17 protein-coding genes are annotated in these 20,339 nt (G+C 32.0%); 12 read left to right on the forward strand and 5 right to left on the reverse strand.

Annotated features, from left to right (window positions below):
- Positions 1-49 precede the first annotated feature (49 nt).
- Together AC2FB1_RS04915 and AC2FB1_RS04920 are read left to right on the forward strand one after the other, a co-directional pair.
- Positions 50-955, forward strand: coding sequence for a fumarylacetoacetate hydrolase family protein (locus AC2FB1_RS04915; RefSeq protein WP_490674171.1), 906 nt, complete (start codon positions 50-52; stop codon positions 953-955).
- A 124-nt stretch (positions 956-1,079) separates the two neighbouring features.
- Positions 1,080-1,481: a YisL family protein gene (locus AC2FB1_RS04920; RefSeq protein WP_490674172.1), complete on the forward strand. Its 402-nt coding sequence runs from the start codon at positions 1,080-1,082 to the stop codon at positions 1,479-1,481.
- A gap of 453 nt (positions 1,482-1,934) precedes the next feature.
- On the opposite strand, the gene AC2FB1_RS04925 is transcribed toward AC2FB1_RS04920, so the two are convergent.
- Both AC2FB1_RS04925 and AC2FB1_RS04930 read right to left on the reverse strand, forming a co-directional pair.
- A complete protein-coding gene (locus tag AC2FB1_RS04925; RefSeq protein ID WP_490674173.1) occupies positions 1,935-3,257 on the reverse strand; it encodes a CoA-disulfide reductase in 1,323 nt (440 codons plus the stop codon).
- Positions 3,258-3,338: 81 nt separating this feature from the next.
- Complete coding sequence (locus tag AC2FB1_RS04930; protein WP_490674174.1) at positions 3,339-4,160, reverse strand: Cof-type HAD-IIB family hydrolase; 822 nt, start codon at positions 4,158-4,160, stop codon at positions 3,339-3,341.
- A gap of 119 nt (positions 4,161-4,279) precedes the next feature.
- On the opposite strand from AC2FB1_RS04930, the gene AC2FB1_RS04935 reads away from it, so the two are divergent.
- The 3 genes from AC2FB1_RS04935 to clpB all read left to right on the forward strand — a co-directional run bounded on the left by AC2FB1_RS04935 (position 4,280) and on the right by clpB (position 9,782).
- Positions 4,280-4,588, forward strand: coding sequence for a metal-sulfur cluster assembly factor (locus AC2FB1_RS04935; protein ID WP_002448080.1), 309 nt, complete (start codon positions 4,280-4,282; stop codon positions 4,586-4,588).
- Between the two features lie 479 nt (positions 4,589-5,067).
- Complete coding sequence (locus tag AC2FB1_RS04940) at positions 5,068-6,882, forward strand: acyltransferase family protein (RefSeq protein ID WP_490674175.1); 1,815 nt, start codon at positions 5,068-5,070, stop codon at positions 6,880-6,882.
- Between the two features lie 290 nt (positions 6,883-7,172).
- On the forward strand, positions 7,173-9,782 hold the full coding sequence (gene clpB / locus AC2FB1_RS04945; RefSeq protein ID WP_490674176.1) for an ATP-dependent chaperone ClpB: 2,610 nt from the start codon (positions 7,173-7,175) through the stop codon (positions 9,780-9,782).
- Between the two features lie 97 nt (positions 9,783-9,879).
- On the opposite strand, the gene AC2FB1_RS04950 is transcribed toward clpB, so the two are convergent.
- The gene (locus tag AC2FB1_RS04950) at positions 9,880-10,080 is read right to left on the reverse strand and encodes a DUF2929 family protein (protein ID WP_490674177.1); all 201 of its coding nucleotides are present in this window, start codon (positions 10,078-10,080) and stop codon (positions 9,880-9,882) included.
- Positions 10,081-10,303: 223 nt separating this feature from the next.
- Between AC2FB1_RS04950 and AC2FB1_RS04955 the strand changes: the two genes are divergently transcribed.
- Complete coding sequence (locus tag AC2FB1_RS04955; RefSeq protein ID WP_490674178.1) at positions 10,304-11,245, forward strand: beta-ketoacyl-ACP synthase III; 942 nt, start codon at positions 10,304-10,306, stop codon at positions 11,243-11,245.
- Between the two features lie 13 nt (positions 11,246-11,258).
- Positions 11,259-12,506, forward strand: coding sequence for a beta-ketoacyl-ACP synthase II (gene fabF / locus AC2FB1_RS04960; RefSeq protein ID WP_490674179.1), 1,248 nt, complete (start codon positions 11,259-11,261; stop codon positions 12,504-12,506).
- Between the two features lie 300 nt (positions 12,507-12,806).
- Here fabF and AC2FB1_RS04965 read toward each other — a convergent pair whose 3' ends face one another.
- A complete protein-coding gene (locus AC2FB1_RS04965) occupies positions 12,807-13,184 on the reverse strand; it encodes a DUF3899 domain-containing protein (protein WP_490674180.1) in 378 nt (125 codons plus the stop codon).
- A gap of 234 nt (positions 13,185-13,418) precedes the next feature.
- Here AC2FB1_RS04965 and opp3b point away from each other — a divergent pair, with 234 nt between their 5' ends.
- The 5 genes from opp3b to AC2FB1_RS04990 are packed head-to-tail and all read left to right on the forward strand — an operon-like array spanning position 13,419 to position 19,135.
- Positions 13,419-14,345: an oligopeptide ABC transporter permease gene (gene opp3b / locus AC2FB1_RS04970; protein WP_037554449.1), complete on the forward strand. Its 927-nt coding sequence runs from the start codon at positions 13,419-13,421 to the stop codon at positions 14,343-14,345.
- Positions 14,345-15,409 carry an oligopeptide ABC transporter permease gene (gene opp3C, locus AC2FB1_RS04975; protein WP_490674181.1) on the forward strand — a complete coding sequence of 355 codons (1,065 nt, stop codon included), beginning with the start codon at positions 14,345-14,347 and terminating at the stop codon, positions 15,407-15,409. The genes opp3b and opp3C overlap by 1 nt, the downstream gene beginning before the upstream one ends.
- Positions 15,410-15,426: 17 nt before the next feature.
- On the forward strand, positions 15,427-16,512 hold the full coding sequence (locus tag AC2FB1_RS04980) for an ABC transporter ATP-binding protein (RefSeq protein ID WP_490674182.1): 1,086 nt from the start codon (positions 15,427-15,429) through the stop codon (positions 16,510-16,512).
- The gene (locus tag AC2FB1_RS04985) at positions 16,499-17,452 is read left to right on the forward strand and encodes an ABC transporter ATP-binding protein (RefSeq protein ID WP_490674183.1); all 954 of its coding nucleotides are present in this window, start codon (positions 16,499-16,501) and stop codon (positions 17,450-17,452) included. The genes AC2FB1_RS04980 and AC2FB1_RS04985 overlap by 14 nt, the downstream gene beginning before the upstream one ends.
- A gap of 24 nt (positions 17,453-17,476) precedes the next feature.
- Positions 17,477-19,135: a peptide ABC transporter substrate-binding protein gene (locus AC2FB1_RS04990; RefSeq protein WP_490674184.1), complete on the forward strand. Its 1,659-nt coding sequence runs from the start codon at positions 17,477-17,479 to the stop codon at positions 19,133-19,135.
- A gap of 50 nt (positions 19,136-19,185) precedes the next feature.
- On the opposite strand, the gene trpS is transcribed toward AC2FB1_RS04990, so the two are convergent.
- Positions 19,186-20,175, reverse strand: a complete 990-nt coding sequence (gene trpS / locus AC2FB1_RS04995; protein WP_490674185.1) for a tryptophan--tRNA ligase — start codon at positions 20,173-20,175, stop codon at positions 19,186-19,188.
- Positions 20,176-20,339 lie beyond the last annotated feature (164 nt).

Below are 20,339 nucleotides of genomic sequence, written 5' to 3' on the forward strand. Positions count from 1 at the left end.
ATTTAAAGTTATAATATGAAATAAGATATAGATGAGGAGTTGATAATGAATGAAATTTTTATCATTCAAATACCATGACGCTGAATCATATGGCGTTAAAGTAAAGCGTGAAGACGCTGTATGGGATTTAAAACAAATTTTTGCTGAATTTGGTGAAGGAGACTTCCAACCACAAACGTTACTTGAAGGTTTACAACAAAACCAAACACTCGATTTCCAAGAGCAAGTACGTAAAGCAGTAGTAGCTGTTGAAAATAGTGGGAAAGCAGATCAGTATAAATTCTCATTTAATGACATTGAATTTTTACCTCCTGTAACACCACCGAATAATGTCATTGCGTTTGGTCGTAATTATAAAGAGCACGCTTCTGAGTTAAATCATGAAGTGCAACGTTTATATGTGTTCACTAAAGCAGCTTCTTCTTTAACTGGTGATAACGCAACAATTCCAAATCATAAAGATATTACAGATCAATTGGATTATGAAGGTGAATTAGGAATTGTCATCGGTAAATCTGGCGAAAAGATTCCTAAAGGCTTAGCACTAGATTATGTTTATGGCTATACTATTATTAATGATATTACAGACCGTACTGCTCAAAATGCGCAAGATCAAGCTTTCTTATCTAAAAGTTTAACAGGCGGTTGTCCAATGGGACCATATATTGTGACTAAAGATGAATTACCTACTCCAGAAAATGTTAATATTGTCACTAAGGTAAATAATGAAATTCGCCAAGATGGAAATACAAGTCAAATGATTAATAAAATTGATGACTTAATTCAAGAAATTTCTAAATATGTTGCATTACATCCAGGTGATATTATTGCAACTGGTACTCCAGCAGGTGTGGGAGCTGGCTTACAGCCACCAAAATTCTTACAACCTGGTGATGAAGTTAAAGTAACTATCGACAACATTGGTACTTTGACAACGTATATTGACAAAAAATAATGATAGATATGTTTAAAGAGGGGAGCTATGGCTTCTCTCTTTTTTAATTTTAATACTTAAAAAGTGTAGATATGTTATGATAAATGAGAGAAAGTGATTATAAATATTTGGAGGTAATCAAGTCTTGTTACATATGCATATTGTGAGTTGGGTTTTAACCATTGTGTTATATATAATTGCATTTTTACACATTTCAAAATCACAAGGACCAACACCAACTTTTAAATCATTACATATGGCACTTAGAGTCTTTATGCTCCTTACATTGTTCTCAGGATTTTGGGAATTAATTAAAGAGTTTATGGCTGCAAGTCATGGTGAAGGCGGCAACCACATGCTTCTTACTTTGAAAATGTTATGTGGATTAGGTGTTGTTGCTTTAATGGAAGTATCAATAGCTAAAAGAAAAAAACATGAACCTAGTCATGGCTTATTTTGGGCAACAATTATTTTAATTATTATTACTATGGCTCTTGGAATTATCTTGCCATGGGGCCCATTAACTAAAATGTTTGGTTTAAGCTAAGTCAAAAAAGACTAGGACATAATTCCTAGCAAAATAGCCAGTAAATGAGTGTATTATAAATTCATTTACTGGCTTCTTTATTTACAATACTACGTATTGTTGACTCGCTTTCTTAGGGGACAGCTTCAGCCTGTAGTCTTCAGCTTATCCTGTTCTCTCAAGTGTCTCGCCAAAATATTTTGTGTTTATATGTAATTTTACATCGACATACTTTAAAAAATAAGGGACTTTCGTATCATTTAATAAATACCAATAAACTAAATTAACAAGGTTTCTTATATATAAAAAATATAACATGACTCAACTTACTCTACTAAATAGCACTCAATATAAGAAAACGAGCAACTCAACGAGTTGAAAATAATCAAAAATTTATAAAAAAGACAAGTTCTATTGAAATAATATAGAACTTGTCTTTTTTCACTTATCCAGAAACTTTATGTCCCAGACTCTCTATATATTACGTGATTTATAACCAATCAAGTTGATTAAATCTTTAGGATGGCTATAAGGAGGCGCATAGGCAACTTCAAATTCAGTCAATTCATCTACTGTAAGATGACTCATCATAGCCATTGATAAAATATCGATACGTTTATCTGCACCTTGTTTTCCAACTGCTGCAGCGCGTAATAATTGTCTATTTTTTTTATTAAAGTAGACTCGTAAGTGTAATGGTGTATTACCTGGGTAATATCCGGCGTGTGCACCTGAATTAATCTCAACCATCTCATAATTAAATTGATTCAATTCTTCAGGTTTGATTCCTACACTCGCAAAAGTATAGTCAAAAAATTTCACAATATTTGAACCCAAAAAACCTTTAAATGTAATCGTCTTTTTACCTGAGAGTTGCTCTGCTATAATACTTGCTGCACGGTGAGCGCCCCAAGCTAGAGGTACTTGAGCAAACATATTTACATGACGATAATGCGAGGTGATGACATCACCTAAAGCATAAATATTAGGTATATTTGTTTTAAAACAGTCATCAACAGGGATAAAACCATTTTTGTCTAAGTGAATATTTGAAGAACGTAAAAATGATGAATTAGGATGAGTTCCTATACCTTCAATAATAATATCGAAGTCTTCGTTTATCCCAGATTTAAAATAAACAGTGTGATGTTGAATAGATTCAATTTCTTCATTTAGTCTATATGAAATGTTTCTTTTTTCGATTTCACTAAAAATAACTGCATTCATATCTTGGTCCATTAATTTATTGACTTTATCTGAACGATGAATCCATGTCACATCAAGACCACGTTGATAAAGATTTTCTAATACCTCTAATGAAATGTATCCAGCACCGACAACTAAGGCACGCTTAGCTTTATGATGGGTGATATATTGATCAATTTGGTCCATATCTTCTGCATTTCTTAAAGTGAAAATAAAATCATTAGTAAATCCAAGAGTATTTGCACTAGCACCAGGACTTAATATTAACTTATCATAAGTTTCATAGAATGTTTCGCCAGTTCGATGATTTAATACACGTACGATGTGTTGTTGATCATTTACTTCAATTACTTCGTGATGTGTTTTAACTACAATATTTTTCTTTTCTTTAAAAGTGTCGGGTGTAATAGGCAATATTTTATGACGATCAGAAACGAGATTACCAATATAGTAAGGTAGACCACAATTAGCAAAACTCATATCTCGATCTTTTTCAAAAATGATAATGTCACTTTCTTTATCTAAACGACGAATCTGACTTGCACATGTTGCACCACCAGCAACTGCACCAACTACAATAATTTTAGACATAAATATCCTCCGTAACTCTGAAGTAAACAAATGAGATATAATTATATTCTTTAGAACCTCATTTTAAGTTTTACAATTTTATTATTGATAAGGTATTTCTAGTTTAAAAAATTCATTTAGATAGCGTCCAATCCCATCTTCATTATTGGAGTAAGTGACATGATTAGCAATATGTTTTAATTCATCTAATCCATTGTCCATAGCGATTCCATATTGAGCATATTTAATCATTTCTATATCATTATCTTCATCTCCAAATGCGATAATATTGGAAGAATCTATATTTAAATATGATTTAACATAGTCAATACCACGAGCTTTATTAATGCCTCGTTTTACAATTTCAATAACAGGAAAAGGAGCGCCCCAACGACGATGTTCAATATTTTCAGCATAAAAGCGTGTTAACATCTGTTTAATACGTGCGATATTGACTTCTTCAGCTTCGACTAATATAGAAGTTGGAGACTCATCAAGTTTCTCTAATAAATTGCCTGTTTGAATTTTGGGATTACCCATTGAAAAACCTTCAAATAATCGAGGATCGTGATTATTGATAAAGACACTGTCTCTAACTTCAGCAATAAGGTTTGTTACATTTTCTTTTTGAAGTGCTTCTATAATACTTCTGGCGATATCTACATCTAGTACCTCATGTTTTGTTTCAAAATCATCTGCTTTTGGATGGTGTATGTATGCACCATTAAAATTAACAATAGGTGTATCCATGTTAAGTCCATGATAATATATTTGGCTTGCGCGATAAGGACGTCCAGTGGCAATCATTAAGTAATGACCTTGTTTTTGTAAGGATGTTAAAACTTTTTTGGTATAATTACTAATTTCTTTATTATCATTTAATAAAGTTCCATCTAAATCTAAACAAATTAAATAAGGTTTCATAAATATCTCCTTGTATTACGATTCATAAATATTATTTTAGTTGTATCATAGCATTTTATTGGCGTTTTGTCGGATATTTGATATATTAGTGTAAAGATAAGTATTGAGAGGTGATACTAATGGAAGAAGCATTAAAAGATAGTATCCTTGGCGCTTTAGAAATGGTAATTGACCCTGAATTAGGTATAGATATTGTTAATTTAGGTTTAGTATATAAAGTAAATGTTGATGATGAAGGATTATGTACTGTCGAAATGACACTTACATCTATGGGTTGTCCACTTGGACCACAAATCATTGATCAAATTAAGACAGTCTTAGCCGAAATTCCAGAGATTCAAGATACAGAAGTTAATATTGTTTGGAATCCTCCATGGAATAAAGACATGATGTCTAGATATGCTAAAATCGCATTAGGTGTTGGATAAATTTAAGCGATTTTGTCATCATTAATGATATAAAGTAGTTTATTTTAAGAACTAGACTCAATATTTAATAGAGAGTAGGGGGATAAATTTTCTTCTACTCTCTTGTTTTTTAATATATATATAAGAATGTGACAATTTTATCTTAGATGAGTAAAAAAGAAATGACATAATTGTAATATAAATTGAATTTACTTCTAGGTTATACTACAATACATAAGACTTATGCCTTAAGAAAAGTATAATTTTCAACAATTAAGAATTAATCAATGAAAATGAATTTATATTTTATTTAATTGTATATCAATTGTCAGTCAACTTAGTATAAAACACAAAATCATATTATACAGTGTATTTAAATTCATAAACTATAGAATGACCAATCATACATATAAATTTCTATAATTAACTTTATTGTTATTCTGATTTTAGTGCTTTTATATCTAATGAATTTATTATTTAGTAGGGAAAGAATGTGAACAATGAAACAAAATTTAGAAAAGGGCGTGCATGAAAAAACAAAAATGCGTTATATGCCTGGTTTAGATGGTCTAAGAGCAATTGCCGTATTAGGCATCATTATATATCATTTAAATAGAAAATGGCTTACTGGTGGTTTTATTGGTGTCGATACCTTTTTCGTCATTTCAGGATACTTAATTACTAGTTTACTTATGAAAGAGTATGAAGAAAAAGGTATTATTAATCTCAGACAATTTTGGATTAGACGTATAAAACGTTTATTGCCAGCAGTGATAGCTTTATTGATAACGGTAGGTATTGCGACCTTATTATTTGAACCTCAACAAATTGTAAGAGTTAAACATGATATTATTGCAGCGCTATTTTATGTTTCAAATTGGTGGTATATTGCTAAAGATGTTAACTATTTTGAACAATTTTCATTCATGCCTCTTAAACATTTATGGTCTCTTGCTATCGAAGAACAATTTTATTTATTTTTCCCATTTATTTTGGTGATATTATTACTTACGATTAAAAAATATCGGAATGTGACACTTATATTTTGGATTGTATCATTGGCCTCTTTATTAGAAATGATCATTATATCACAACCAAATGTGGGATATTCACGTGTTTATTTTGGAACAGACACACGTTTACAAACTTTATTATTGGGCGTTATATTAGCATTTATTTGGCCACCATTTAAATTAAAAGCTAATCCGCCACAAATATTACGTCGTGCAATAGATGGTATTGGTATAGGTAGTCTACTTATCTTAATTATTTTATTCTTTACAGTTAATGACGATAGCGATTGGATATATAATGGTGGATTTTATTTGATATCTTTAATGACATTATTTGTTATTGCAAGTGTCGTTCATCCATCTACAATGATTGCTAAAGTTCTAGGGCATCCTTTGTTAGTGTATATCGGAAAACGATCATATAGTTTATATTTATGGCATTTTGCTGTCATTAGTTTTCTACATATACATTTTGTTGATGGTCAATTACCAATATATGTGTATCTCTTAGATATGATATTGACTGTGTTATTTGCGGAATTATCTTATCGTTATATTGAAACGCCATTTAGACGTGAAGGGTTAAGAGCATTTTCTTTTGATCGATTACGTACACCTAAATTTATAAGAACAATAGTTACAATAGTAGCTTTGATTCCATTACTATTAATATTTATGGGTGCATTTGATCGATTTGGAAAAGATGAGATTGCAAATAAAGTAAATAGTTTTAATACAAGTACTGCCGATAAATATTTAGTCAACCTGATGCCTGGTGAAAATATTAAGTTAAATGGACAAACAAGTAAGAGTGAGAAAAAAGATAAAGTATATACAAATATTAGTCCATTACTTATTGGTGATTCAGTTATGGTAGATATTGGTGAACAATTTAAATCTCAAGTTCCTAAAGCAACTATAGATGGTAAAGTAGGTCGTCACTTACAAGAAGCGTTGACAGTTGCAAATAATTACACTAATTATAATAAATCGTCAGATCAAGTGGTATTAGAACTTGGTACAAACGGCGATTTTACTCAAGATGAGCTTGACCAACTTATTAGTAAATTTGGTAAAGCAAAAATATATTTAGTTAATACGAGAGTACCGAGAAGCTGGCAAGATAATGTAAATAAACAATTTGCAGACGCAGCTAAACGACATAAAAACGTTGTTTTAGTAGATTGGTATAAACGATCTGCTGGTCACACTGAATATTTTGCATCTGATGGTGTTCACTTAGAAAATAGTGGTGTACAAGCATTATCGGACGAAATAATTAAAAATATAACTAAAAAATAAATAATTAAAAGGGATTAACTAGTTGAGGAGGCTCACAAAGTTAGTCCCTTTTTTGACTTTAAGAAAAATGTAATATTACTATGTTTGAATAATAAAGTTATGTGTTAAATAATGAGTGAAACATTTATGAAAGCTTGATATGATAGTATTTATTAAATTGTTAAAAAGTTGAATAAAATTGTTGATTAATCAGTAAATAGGGTCTATAATATAATTAAGGTCAAAGAAAGTCAAAGTCAAAAAAGAAGTATTTGACCGTACTTTTATTCATTAAGTAGGGGTGAATAAATTTGGATATTAATCAAATGACTTATAAAGTACAAGAAGCTTTGCAAAAAGCAATTGAATTTAGTAAAGAAAATAAATTACAAAATATTGAAATTGAAGCAATATTAAAGGGAACTTTAGAAGAAGACGAAAGCTTGTTTAAAAGTATTTTAGAACGTGCAAATATAGATACTGATAAATTAAATCAAGCGTATAGTGAAAAATTAAAACACTATCCATCAGTACAAGGAGATAATGTTCAATATGGGCAATATATTGGCTCAAAAGCAAACGAATTGTTAAATAAAGCTGAGTCATATATGAAAGAATATGAAGATGAATATATTTCAATGGAACATATTTTACGTGCTGCTATGGATATTGATGAAACAACAAAACAATTTGTAGGAAATAAAATAGACGTAGTTAAAGAAATTATTACTAAAGTTAGAGGGGGAAATCACGTGACTTCACAAAACCCAGAAGTAAATTATGAAGCTTTAGAAAAATATGGAAGAGATTTAGTAGAAGAAGTTCGCCAAGGAAAAATGGACCCAGTTATTGGTAGAGATGAAGAGATTCGTAATACCATTCGAATTTTAAGCCGTAAAACTAAAAATAACCCAGTATTAATTGGTGAGCCTGGTGTAGGTAAAACTGCAATAGTAGAAGGATTGGCACAACGTATTGTACGTAAAGACGTACCTGAATCATTATTAGATAAAACAATATTTGAACTAGATTTAAGTGCACTAGTTGCTGGTGCTAAATTTAGAGGTGAATTTGAAGAACGTCTTAAAGCAGTACTTAAAGAAGTGAAAGAATCAGATGGACGTATTATCTTATTTATCGATGAAATTCATATGTTAGTTGGTGCTGGTAAAACAGATGGTGCAATGGATGCAGGTAACATGTTAAAACCAATGCTAGCTCGTGGTGAGTTGCATTGTATCGGTGCTACAACATTAAATGAATATAGAGAATACATTGAAAAAGATTCAGCGCTTGAACGTCGATTCCAAAAAGTAGGTGTAAGTGAACCAGACGTAGAAGATACAATTTCTATCTTACGTGGTTTAAAAGAACGCTATGAAGTGTACCATGGCGTACGTATTCAAGACCGCGCATTAGTAGCAGCAGCAGAATTATCAGATCGTTATATTACTGATCGATTCTTACCAGACAAAGCAATAGATTTAGTCGATCAAGCATGTGCGACTATCAGAACAGAAATGGGATCAAATCCAACTGAATTAGACCAAGTTAATCGTCGTGTTATGCAATTAGAGATTGAAGAAAGTGCATTAAAAAATGAATCAGATAATGCAAGTAAACATCGATTAGAAGAATTGCAAGAAGAACTTTCAAATGAAAAAGAAAAACAAGCGTCATTACAATCTCGTGTAGAACAAGAAAAAGAAAAAATCGCGAAAGTTCAAGAAAAACGTGCTGAATTAGATCGTAGTCGTCAAGCATTAGAAGATGCTCAAACAGAAAGTAATTATGAAAAAGCGGCAGAATTACAATATGGCACTATTCCACAATTAGAAAGAGAATTAAAAGAATACGAAGAAGCTTTCCATGATGAACAAGGCGATAACGAACGCATGATTCGTGAAGTTGTTTCTGATGAGGAAATTGGAGACATTGTAAGTCAATGGACAGGTATTCCAGTTTCTAAATTAGTCGAAACAGAAAGAGAAAAATTATTAAACTTAAGTGATATCTTACACGAACGTGTCGTAGGACAAGATAAAGCGGTAGATCTTGTGTCAGATGCTGTAGTGAGAGCACGTGCAGGCATAAAAGATCCTAATCGTCCAATAGGTAGTTTCTTATTCTTAGGTCCAACTGGTGTAGGTAAAACAGAATTAGCTAAATCACTTGCTTCATCATTATTCGACTCTGAAAAACATATGATTCGTATTGATATGAGTGAATATATGGAAAAACACTCAGTTTCTAGATTAATTGGTGCCCCTCCAGGTTATGTAGGTCATGATGAAGGTGGCCAATTAACTGAAGCGGTAAGACGTAATCCATATTCAGTTATTCTACTCGACGAAGTTGAGAAAGCACATAGTGATGTTTTCAACGTGTTGCTTCAAATTTTAGATGAAGGACGTCTCACTGATTCTAAAGGTCGTAGCGTAGACTTTAAAAATACAATTATTATTATGACTAGTAATATTGGTTCACAAATATTATTAGAAAATGTTAAAGATTCTGGTGAAATTACTGAAATTACTGAAAAAGCAGTTATGGATAGTTTACATGCATTCTTCAAACCAGAAATCTTAAACCGTATGGATGACATTGTATTATTTAAACCATTATCTATAAATGATATGAGTATGATTGTAGATAAAATCTTAACTCAATTAAATATTCGATTAATGGATCAACGTATTTCAATTGAAGTATCTGACGAAGCTAAAAAATGGTTAGGTGAAGAAGCATATGAACCTCAATTTGGTGCTAGACCACTTAAACGTTTTGTACAACGTCAAATTGAAACACCACTTGCTCGTATGATGATTAAAGAAAATATGCCAGAAGGTACAAAAGTAAATGTTGATTTAAATGATAGTCAAGAATTAACATTTGATGTACAAAAACCATCAGCTGAATAGTATATAAAAAGGCATTGGAAAGCTTAAGCTTTCCAATGCCTTTTCTTATTATTACACATGTTAAGAGTGTTCTATTATTTCCAACACGTAATACTATTTAGACGTCTCTATTTCCTTTACGAGCGAAATCATTAGATTTAATCATAGCACCTAAGATGGCAATTGCAATTGTAATGATAAGTGCAATAATAATTGGTTTAACAACATCTAAACTGCCACCACCATTTAAACTATTAAGTACAAAGTTAACCATTTGTGTTAAGATTAACGCCCAAATAAAAGTTACGAGGTATTTCATACACACGACCTCCAATTTATATATATTATTATTTTAAAGTAAAGTGAATTATTTGTATAGTATTAGTAGAGAATGTATGAAAATTTGTACCAATTTTTATATGAATTATGACTCGCAACTTTTTAGAAAATCGTTTAAAAAAGTTTAACTACTTGAGTTAGATTTAAAAAGTATGTTAAATTAATACCTGGTATTAAAAATTGAAGTAAGAAGGTGTACGTTCATGAACGTAGGTATAAAAGGTTTTGGTGCTTATGCACCTGAAAGAGTAGTCGACAATGCCTATTTTGAAGGTTTTTTAGATACGTCTGATGAATGGATTTCAAAAATGACTGGTATTAAAGAAAGACGTTGGTCTCGTGACGATCAAGATACGTCAGACTTAGCATATGAAGCAAGTAAAAAGGCAATTAAAGATGCTGGTATTGAACCAGCCGATATAGATATGATAATTGTAGCTACAGCAACTGGAGATATGCCATTTCCTTCTGTAGCCAATATACTACAAGAAAAATTAGGTACTGGAAAAGTGCCAACTATGGATCAGCTTGCTGCATGCTCAGGTTTCATGTATTCAATGATTACTGCAAAACAATATGTTCAATCTGGGGATTATAAAAATATTTTAGTAGTGGGTGCAGATAAGTTATCTAAAATTACTGACTTAACTGATCGTTCAACTGCTGTATTATTTGGAGACGGTGCAGGTGCAGTAGTCATTGGTGAAGTTTCAGAAGGACGAGGTATTATTAGCTATGAAATGGGCTCAGATGGGTCAGGTGGAAAATACTTATATTTAAATAAAGAGACTGGTAAACTAGTAATGAATGGACGTGAAGTTTTTAAATTTGCTGTAAGAATTATGGGCGAAGCGTCTACACGTGTAGTTGAAAAAGCTGGTTTAGAATCTGATGATATTGATATGTTTATACCACATCAAGCAAATATCAGAATTATGGAATCAGCACGTGAAAGATTAGGTATTGAAAAAGAAAAAATGAGTGTTTCAGTTAACCGTTTTGGAAACACATCAGCTGCTTCAATTCCTTTAAGTATTCAACAAGAATTAGAAAACGGAAGAATTAATAATGATGACACTTTAGTACTCGTAGGTTTCGGTGGTGGCCTTACATGGGGTGCTATGGTAATCAAATGGGGTAAATAGGAGGATTTAATGTATGACTGAAAACAAAAGAGTAGTAATTACAGGCCTGGGTGCATTATCACCTATTGGAAACGACGCCCAAACAAGTTGGGAAAACGCCTTAAAAGGTGTCAATGGAATTGATACAATTACACGCGTTGATACTGAAGGATATAATGTTCATTTAGCAGGTGAATTAAAAGATTTTAATATTGAAGATCATATTTCAAAAAAAGATGCGCGTCGCATGGATCGATTTACACAATATGCAGTAGTAGCTGCAAGACAAGCTGTAAAAGATGCTAATTTAACTATCAATGATGATAATGCTAATCGTATTGGTGTATGGATTGGCTCGGGTATTGGTGGAATGGAAACATTTGAAGTAGCACATACAATGTTACAAAACAAAGGACCAAGAAGAGTTAGTCCTTTCTTTGTACCAATGCTTATTCCTGATATGGCTACTGGTCAAGTATCCATTGATTTAGGTGCAAAAGGACCTAATGGGTCAACAGTAACTGCTTGTGCGACAGGTACAAATTCTATCGGTGAAGCATTTAAAATCATTCAAAGAGGCGATGCTGATGCTATGATTACTGGTGGTACTGAAGCACCTATTACACATATGGCACTTGCAGGATTCAGTGCAAGTCGTGCATTATCAACAAACGATGATAAAGAAACAGCTTGTCGTCCCTTCCAAGAAGGACGTGACGGATTTATCATGGGTGAAGGCGCTGGTATCTTAGTCATTGAATCATTAGAATCAGCACAAGCACGTGGTGCTCAAATTTATGCTGAAATTGTAGGTTATGGTTCAACTGGAGATGCTTATCACATCACTGCGCCAGCTCCTGAAGGTGAAGGTGGTTCTCGTGCAATGCAAGCGGCTTTAGATGATGCAGGTATTGAAGCTAAAGATATTCAATACTTAAATGCACATGGAACAAGTACGCCAGTAGGTGACTTGTATGAAATTAAAGCAATTAAAAATACCTTCGGAGAGGCTGCTAAAAGCTTGAAAATTAGCTCAACTAAATCGATGACAGGGCATTTATTAGGTGCTACAGGGGGAGTTGAAGCTATTTTCTCTGCATTATCTATTCGTGATTCTAAAGTTGCACCAACTATTCATGCAGACTCACCAGATCCAGAGTGTGACTTAGATATTATTCCTAATGAAGCGCAAGATTTAGAAATTGAATATGCTATGAGTAATAGTTTAGGTTTCGGTGGACATAATGCAGTATTAGTATTTAAAAAATTTAAAGATGAATAACGAAATATAAAGTTTGAAATATAGATTTGAAGTACATTTCATTAAATGAATAATTAATAGAGTTGGCTGATTTTGTTTTATGCAAAATCAGCCATTTTTTTATGTGAGAGCAGTTGGTGATTAAATTGAGAATGTATTGATATTAATTATTTTCCATTCTAATCTTACAATAAAAGCTAAAAGATTTTCTTATGAAAGTTCACGTACAATGTGAGATGTGATTTAGTATTCGAAAAAATCAACATCTTGTAAGGGAGTTGAATTAATGGGTCAAGATAATGAATTCTATCTCATTACTTTTTATAGTAAAAGTGAAATAAGAATGATCAATATGAAGTAAAATGCACAAAGTATAAGAGCGGGGAGTATCCATGCTGAAATAATATAATTATCTTTTTTTACTTGTTTCGGATTAAAAAATTCATCATCTTTTAAAGTTTTCTTTTTTGAACGAGAAGAGAGTTGATAACGCATACGTCTAAAGCCAAAACTAGTAGCATCAAATATCCCTTCTTGTACTAGAAGAATTAAAAATAGACAAATAAATAAAATAAGAGAAATATAAAACAATATATCAAGAAAAGAAATAAATGAACGTTGAGTAAAAGCTACCCAGACAATAAAAGCAATTAAAAGTGGAATGAATAGCCATATCAACCAAGTTTTAAAATTTTTCATATACGCCTCCATCTTTTTTAAAACTATATAGTCTAACTTATTGTAAGTTTACTACAAATTAAAATCTAAAAATAAATTTCTTTTAAATAATATATATAAAAATTACACTTATATTAATAAAATGTAAAATTATATTGCAATTATATGAAAAAAGTATATATAATATGTATAAATATTTCTGAAAATTTTGAAGGGAATGTTAATTTTGAAAATTTAGTAAAGGGGGACTGTATGATGACGCGATATATATTAAAACGTTTGGGATATATGGTTTTATCGTTATTTATTATCATCACAATTACATTTTTCTTAATGAAAATGATGCCTGGATCACCATTTAATGATGCTAAATTAAGCGCTGAGCAAAAAGCAATTTTAAACGAAAAATATGGATTAAACGATCCAGTAGCAGTGCAATATCTTCATTATTTAAAAAATGTAGTAACTGGGGATTTTGGCTATTCGTTCCAATATCATAATCAACCAGTTTGGTCATTAATTAGACCGAGATTGATTCCTTCTATGGAAATGGGTATTACTGCAATGATTATTGGAGTGATTTTAGGTTTAATTTTAGGCGTAGCAGCTGCTACGAAACAAAACACTTGGGTAGACTATACAACTACTGTTATTTCAGTTATAGCAGTATCAGTACCTTCATTCGTCTTAGCAGTACTATTACAATACGTTTTTGCAGTACGTTTAAGATGGTTTCCAGTGGCAGGATGGGAAGGATTTTCAACTGCAGTGTTGCCTTCCTTAGCATTATCAGCAAGTGTAATGGCCACAGTAGCTCGTTATATTCGAGCTGAAATGATAGAGGTACTAAGTTCTGATTACATATTATTAGCAAGAGCTAAAGGTAACTCGCCGATAAGAGTCCTTTTTGGGCATGCATTAAGAAATGCATTAATTCCTATTATTACAATTATTGTTCCAATGTTAGCCGGTATTTTAACAGGGACTTTGACTATTGAAAATATCTTTGGTGTACCCGGTTTAGGGGACCAATTTGTTAGATCGATTACAACAAATGATTTCTCAGTGATTATGGCAACAACGATTTTATTTAGTACGTTATTCATCGTTTCAATTTTTATCGTAGATATTCTTTATGGTGTTATTGATCCAAGAATTCGTGTACAAGGAGGTAAAAAGTAATGACTGACAATTTTAATAAACCATTTGATGATCATTCAAATGCAGCAATGACGCATACCTCTGAAGGCGCGGTCGCATCAGATTTTGTTATTAGAGAACATGACTTAAATAAAGAACCTGAAATTCAAAGAGAAAGTAAAAACTTTTGGCAAGATGCTTGGACACAGTTAAAAAGAAACAAATTAGCAATTGTCGGTTTAATTGGCCTTATTTTAATTGTCATTCTTGCTTTTGTCGGTCCAGCATTTAGTAAACACGACTATACAGAACAAGATGTCAATAGACGTAATTTACCTGCCAAAGTTCCTGTTCTAGATAAAGTTCCATTTCTACCATTTGATGGAACTGGAGCAGATGGAAAAAACGCGTATAAAGAAGCAGAAGTGAAAGAAAATTTCTGGTTTGGTACAGATCAATTAGGTAGAGATCTTTGGACGCGTACTTGGAAGGGCGCTCAAATTTCATTATTTATTGGTGTTGTTGCAGCGGCTCTTGATATTTTTATTGGTGTCGTATATGGTGCTATTTCCGGATTTTTCGGAGGACGCATAGATAATATCATGCAGCGTATTTTAGAAATTATAGCATCGATTCCTAACCTAATCGTGGTTATTTTATTTGTATTAATTTTTGAACCATCAATTTGGACGATTATTTTGGCCATGTCTATTACTGGTTGGCTAGGAATGAGTCGAGTTGTTCGTGGTGAATTTTTAAAATTAAAAAATCAAGAATTCGTCATGGCTTCTAGAACATTAGGAGCTTCAAAATTAAAATTAATTTTTAAACATATTTTACCGAATGCATTAGGTGCCATTGTTGTAACCTCTATGTTTACTGTACCAAGTGCTATTTTCTTCGAAGCATTTTTAAGTTTTATCGGAATTGGGGTACCAGCACCTAAGACATCACTTGGTTCATTGGTAAATGACGGTCGTGCAATGTTACTTATTCATCCACACGAGTTATTTATTCCAGCTACAGTATTGAGTTTATTAATTTTATTCTTTTATCTATTTAGTGATGGTTTACGCGATGCATTTGATCCTAAAATGCGTAAATAACAAAGGAGGCATAAGTGATGTCAGAAAGAGTATTAGAAGTCAACAACTTGCATGTTTCCTTTGACATTACAGCAGGGGAAGTACAAGCAGTTAGAGGTGTAGATTTTTATTTGAACAAAGGGGAAACTTTAGCAATTGTCGGAGAATCTGGTTCTGGGAAATCAGTCACTACTAAAGCAATTACTAAGTTATTCCAAGGGGATACTGGGAGAATAAAAAAAGGGACAATCGATTTTTTAGGAGAAGATTTAGCAGTTAAATCAGAAAAAGAATTGAATAAGTTACGTGGAAAAGATATCTCAATGATATTTCAAGATCCTATGACTTCTTTAAATCCAACGATGCAAATTGGTAAACAGGTGATGGAGCCTTTAATGAAACATCGTAACTATAATAAATCTGATGCAAAAAAAAGAGCACTAGAGATTTTAAATTTAGTGGGCTTACCTAATGCTGAAAAACGTTTTAAAGCATATCCACATCAATTTTCAGGTGGACAACGTCAAAGGATTGTTATTGCCACAGCTTTAGCATGTGAACCAAAAGTACTAATTGCGGATGAACCAACTACAGCACTTGATGTTACAATGCAAGCACAAATTTTAGATTTAATGAAAGATTTACAAGAAAAAATTGATACGTCAATCATTTTTATTACACATGACTTAGGGGTAGTAGCAAATATTGCTGATAGAGTAGCAGTGATGTATGGCGGACAAATGATTGAAACCGGCAATGTCGATGAAATTTTCTACGATCCAAAGCATCCTTATACTTGGGGATTACTGTCTTCAATGCCAGATTTAACAACAAGTAATGAAACAGAATTAGTTGCTATTCCAGGCACGCCTCCAGATTTATTACATCCACCAACGGGTGATGCATTTGCAAGACGTAGTCAATACGCATTAAATATCGATTTTAAAGAAGCACCACCCTGGTTTAAAGTATCGCCTACGCATTTTGTGAAATCATGGTTATTAGATGAACGCGCTCCAAAAGTTGAACCACCAGAAATGGTTCAAAAGATACAACGTCAAATACCTAATAATTATGAAAAGCCACGTCGAGTAGAAAGGGTGTCGTTCGATGGAGAAGAATAGTAAAGAGATATTATTAGAAATAAAAAATTTGAAGCAATATTTTAATGAGGGTAAGCGTAATGAAGTAAAAGCAATAAAAGGTATTTCATTTGATATTTATAAAGGGGAAACATTAGGTTTAGTAGGAGAATCTGGTTGTGGAAAATCAACAACCGGAAAAGCGATTATTAAATTAAATAATATTACTGATGGAGAAATTATATATAAGGGTAAAGATATTCAAAAAATTACTAAAAGAAAAGAACTATTGAAATTTAATAAAAAAATTCAAATGATTTTCCAAGATCCCTATGCTTCACTTAATCCTCGACTAAAAGTCATGGATATTGTGGCTGAAGGTATTGATATTCATAAGTTAGCAAGTGATAAGAAAGATCGAAAGCGTCGAGTATATGATTTACTTGAAACTGTTGGATTGAGTAAAGAACATGCGAATCGTTATCCCCATGAATTTTCAGGTGGACAACGTCAACGGATTGGAATTGCTCGTGCACTAGCAGTAGAACCGGAATTTATTATTGCAGATGAGCCTATTTCTGCACTTGACGTGTCAATTCAAGCTCAAGTTGTGAATTTAATGATGAAATTACAAAAAGAACGAGGTATTACTTTCTTATTTATTGCCCATGATTTATCAATGGTGAAATATATTTCAGACCGTATCGCAGTGATGCATTTTGGAAAAATTGTTGAATTAGGGCCAGCTAATGAAATCTATTATCACCCTTTACATGACTATACAAAATCTTTATTATCTGCAATTCCTCAACCTGATCCAGATAGTGAAAGAACAAGAAAACGTATCGTTTATGAAGAAGACGAATCCAAAAATTCAGAACGGAGTCTAAAAGAAATTAGACCAGGCCATTATGTATTTGTGACAGAGGAAGAGGCAGTGAATTTAAAAGAACAAGATCAAACTCATCTTCAACATAATTAAGTCTGAGGAAGGGAGGACGAGAATGTGAAGAAAAAATATAAATATTTAACACTTTTAGTTATTGTCACTTTAATACTATCAGCGTGTAGTAATAACAAAAGTTTATATTCTGATGAAGGACAGGTATTCAGAAAAATAATTTCTCAAGATATAACTACTTTAGATACGGCTCTTATTACAGATGCTGTTTCTAGCGATGTTGCTGGTCAAACTTTCGAAGGATTATATTCAATAGATAAAAATGACAAAGTAACTTTAGGTGTAGCAAAAGAAACACCACAAAAAAGTAATGGCGGTAAAACTCTGACTATCAATTTAAGAAAAGATGCAAAATGGTCAAACGGAGATCCTGTAACAGCGCATGACTTTGTTTATGCATGGAGAAAAGTTGTAGATCCAAAAACTGCCTCTGAATTTGCATATATAATGAGTGATATAAAAAATGCAGATTTAGTTAATACTGGAAAAAAACCATTAAATTCTTTAGGAGTCAAAGCGTTAAATAAATATAAACTTCAAATTGATTTAGAAAGACCGGTACCGTACATAAATGAATTACTTGCTTTAAGTACCTTTTATCCACAAGATGCTAAAATCGCCAAAAAATATGATAAAAAATATGGAACGAATGCTGAAAGAGCAGTTTATAATGGTCCATTCAAAGTTACTAATTGGCAGGTAGAAGATAAAATACAATTGGTTAAAAATAATCAATATTGGGATAAGAAAAATGTTAAATTAGATAAAGTAAATTATAAAGTTTTAAAAGATCAACAAGCAGGCGCTTCTTTATATGATACTAATTCAATCGATGATACAATCATCACTTCTGAACAAGTCGATAAATATAAAGGCAGTAAAGAATTGAACTACCGTTTAACTGCTGGTACTTTTTATATTAAAATGAATGAAAAAACAGTGCCTGAATTTAAAAATAAAAATTTGAGATTAGCTATTGCGCAAGCTATCAATAAAAAAGGGTATGTAAAAACTGTTTTAAATGATGGGTCTATTGCGTCAAATAATTTCACAGGAGTAGGTACAGCGAAGACGCCTGACGAAAAAGACTTCGCAAGTACAGTTGAGTCTCCTTTAAAATATAATCCTAAGATAGCAAAACAAAATTGGGAAAAGGCGAAAAAAGAATTAGGTAAAAAAGAGTTTGCATTTACAATGAATACGCAAGATACACCAGCTTCTAAAATAGCTGCAGAGTATATTAAATCTCAAATTGAAACAAACTTACCAGGCGTTACATTAAAAATTAAACAAATGCCATTTAAACAAAAAACCACTTTAGAATTAGCTAATAATTACGAAGCGACTTATTCAGGTTGGAGTCCAGATTATCCTGATCCAACAGCATTTTTAGAAACAATGACTAAGGATAATGCTCAAAATAATACTGATTGGGATAACAAAGAATATAACAAGCTTTTAAAAGAAGCAAATAGTTCATTGTTACATGAAACAGAAAAAAGAAATGAAGCGCTACAACGTGCGGAAAGTATCTTACTCCATGATGCACCAGTAGCTCCTGTTTATCAAAAAGGTGAAGCACACTTAACTAATCCACAGGTTAAAGGATTACAGTATCATAAAATTGGTCCAGATACTACACTTAAACATGTATATATCGACAAATCAATTGATCGTGAAACAGGGAAAAAGAAGGATAACTAAAATAAGACCACGAGTAATTTACTTATACTCGTGGTCTTTTTTATAATGGTTTATCTCTTACGTCCTAAACCCATTGCACGCTCCATTTTTTTCAATGTTTTAAATGAAGCTTTCTGAGCTTTGTCACGACCTTGATCTAAGATGTCATCTAACTTATCTGAATTATAAAATTCGTTATATTTTTCTTGGAAATGTACTAAAAAGTCTTTAACAACTTCAGATAAATCTGTTTTGAATTTTCCATATCCTTCATTCTCATACTGTGTTTCAAGATCTTTAATTGATTGATCAGTTAAACTTGTATAAATTGTAAGCAAGTTAGAAATACCTGGCTTATTTTCTTTATCGAATTTGATAACGCCATCTGAATCAGTAACAGCGCTTTTGATTTTTTTCGCTGCAACATTTGGTTCATCTAGCAATGAGATAAAGTTTTTTTGATTATCATCACTCTTACTCATTTTCTTTGTTGGGTCTTGTAAACTCATTACACGTCCGCCAACTTTTGGCATACGAATTTCTGGTTTTACTAATACATCGTTATAACGGCTATTAAAGCGTTCAACTAAATTTCTAGTAAGCTCCATATGTTGCTTTTGGTCTTCACCTACAGGAACGATATTTGTATTATAAATAACAATATCTGCTGCCATTAAAGGTGGATAAGTTAATAAACCAGCTGGAATACCATCTGTACGTTTTTGCGCTTTATCTTTATATTGTGTCATACGTTCAAGTTCACCGACACTTGAAATTGTCGTTAACATCCAGCCGGCTTGTACATGAGCTGGAACCTCTGATTGAATAAATAATGTTGATTTTTCTGGATCAATTCCTGAAGCAAGGTAAATTGCTGCGAGTTGACGAATTTGTTTACGTAATTTGATTTTGTCTTGTGGGACAGTAATTGCATGTTGGTCTACAATACAAAAGTAACAATTATAATCATTTTGTACTTCTGCAAATTGTTTTAATGCACCAATATAGTTACCTAATGTAGGTATCCCACTTGGCTGTATTCCTGAAAATAATGTTTCCATATAGATGCCTACCTTCTTTAAAAATAATTCATCTTAACTAGATTATAACAGTATTTTTTTAAATTGTAAGTTATGTTATGATAGTGATGTATAGGAAATACTAAAACATTCAAAGAAATTTTAGAAAATTTGAAATTTCTCAAAATAACTAGGATTTTCTCATT

The sequence above is a fragment of the Staphylococcus sp. CoH_129_LAB_1 genome (assembly GCF_058191515.1).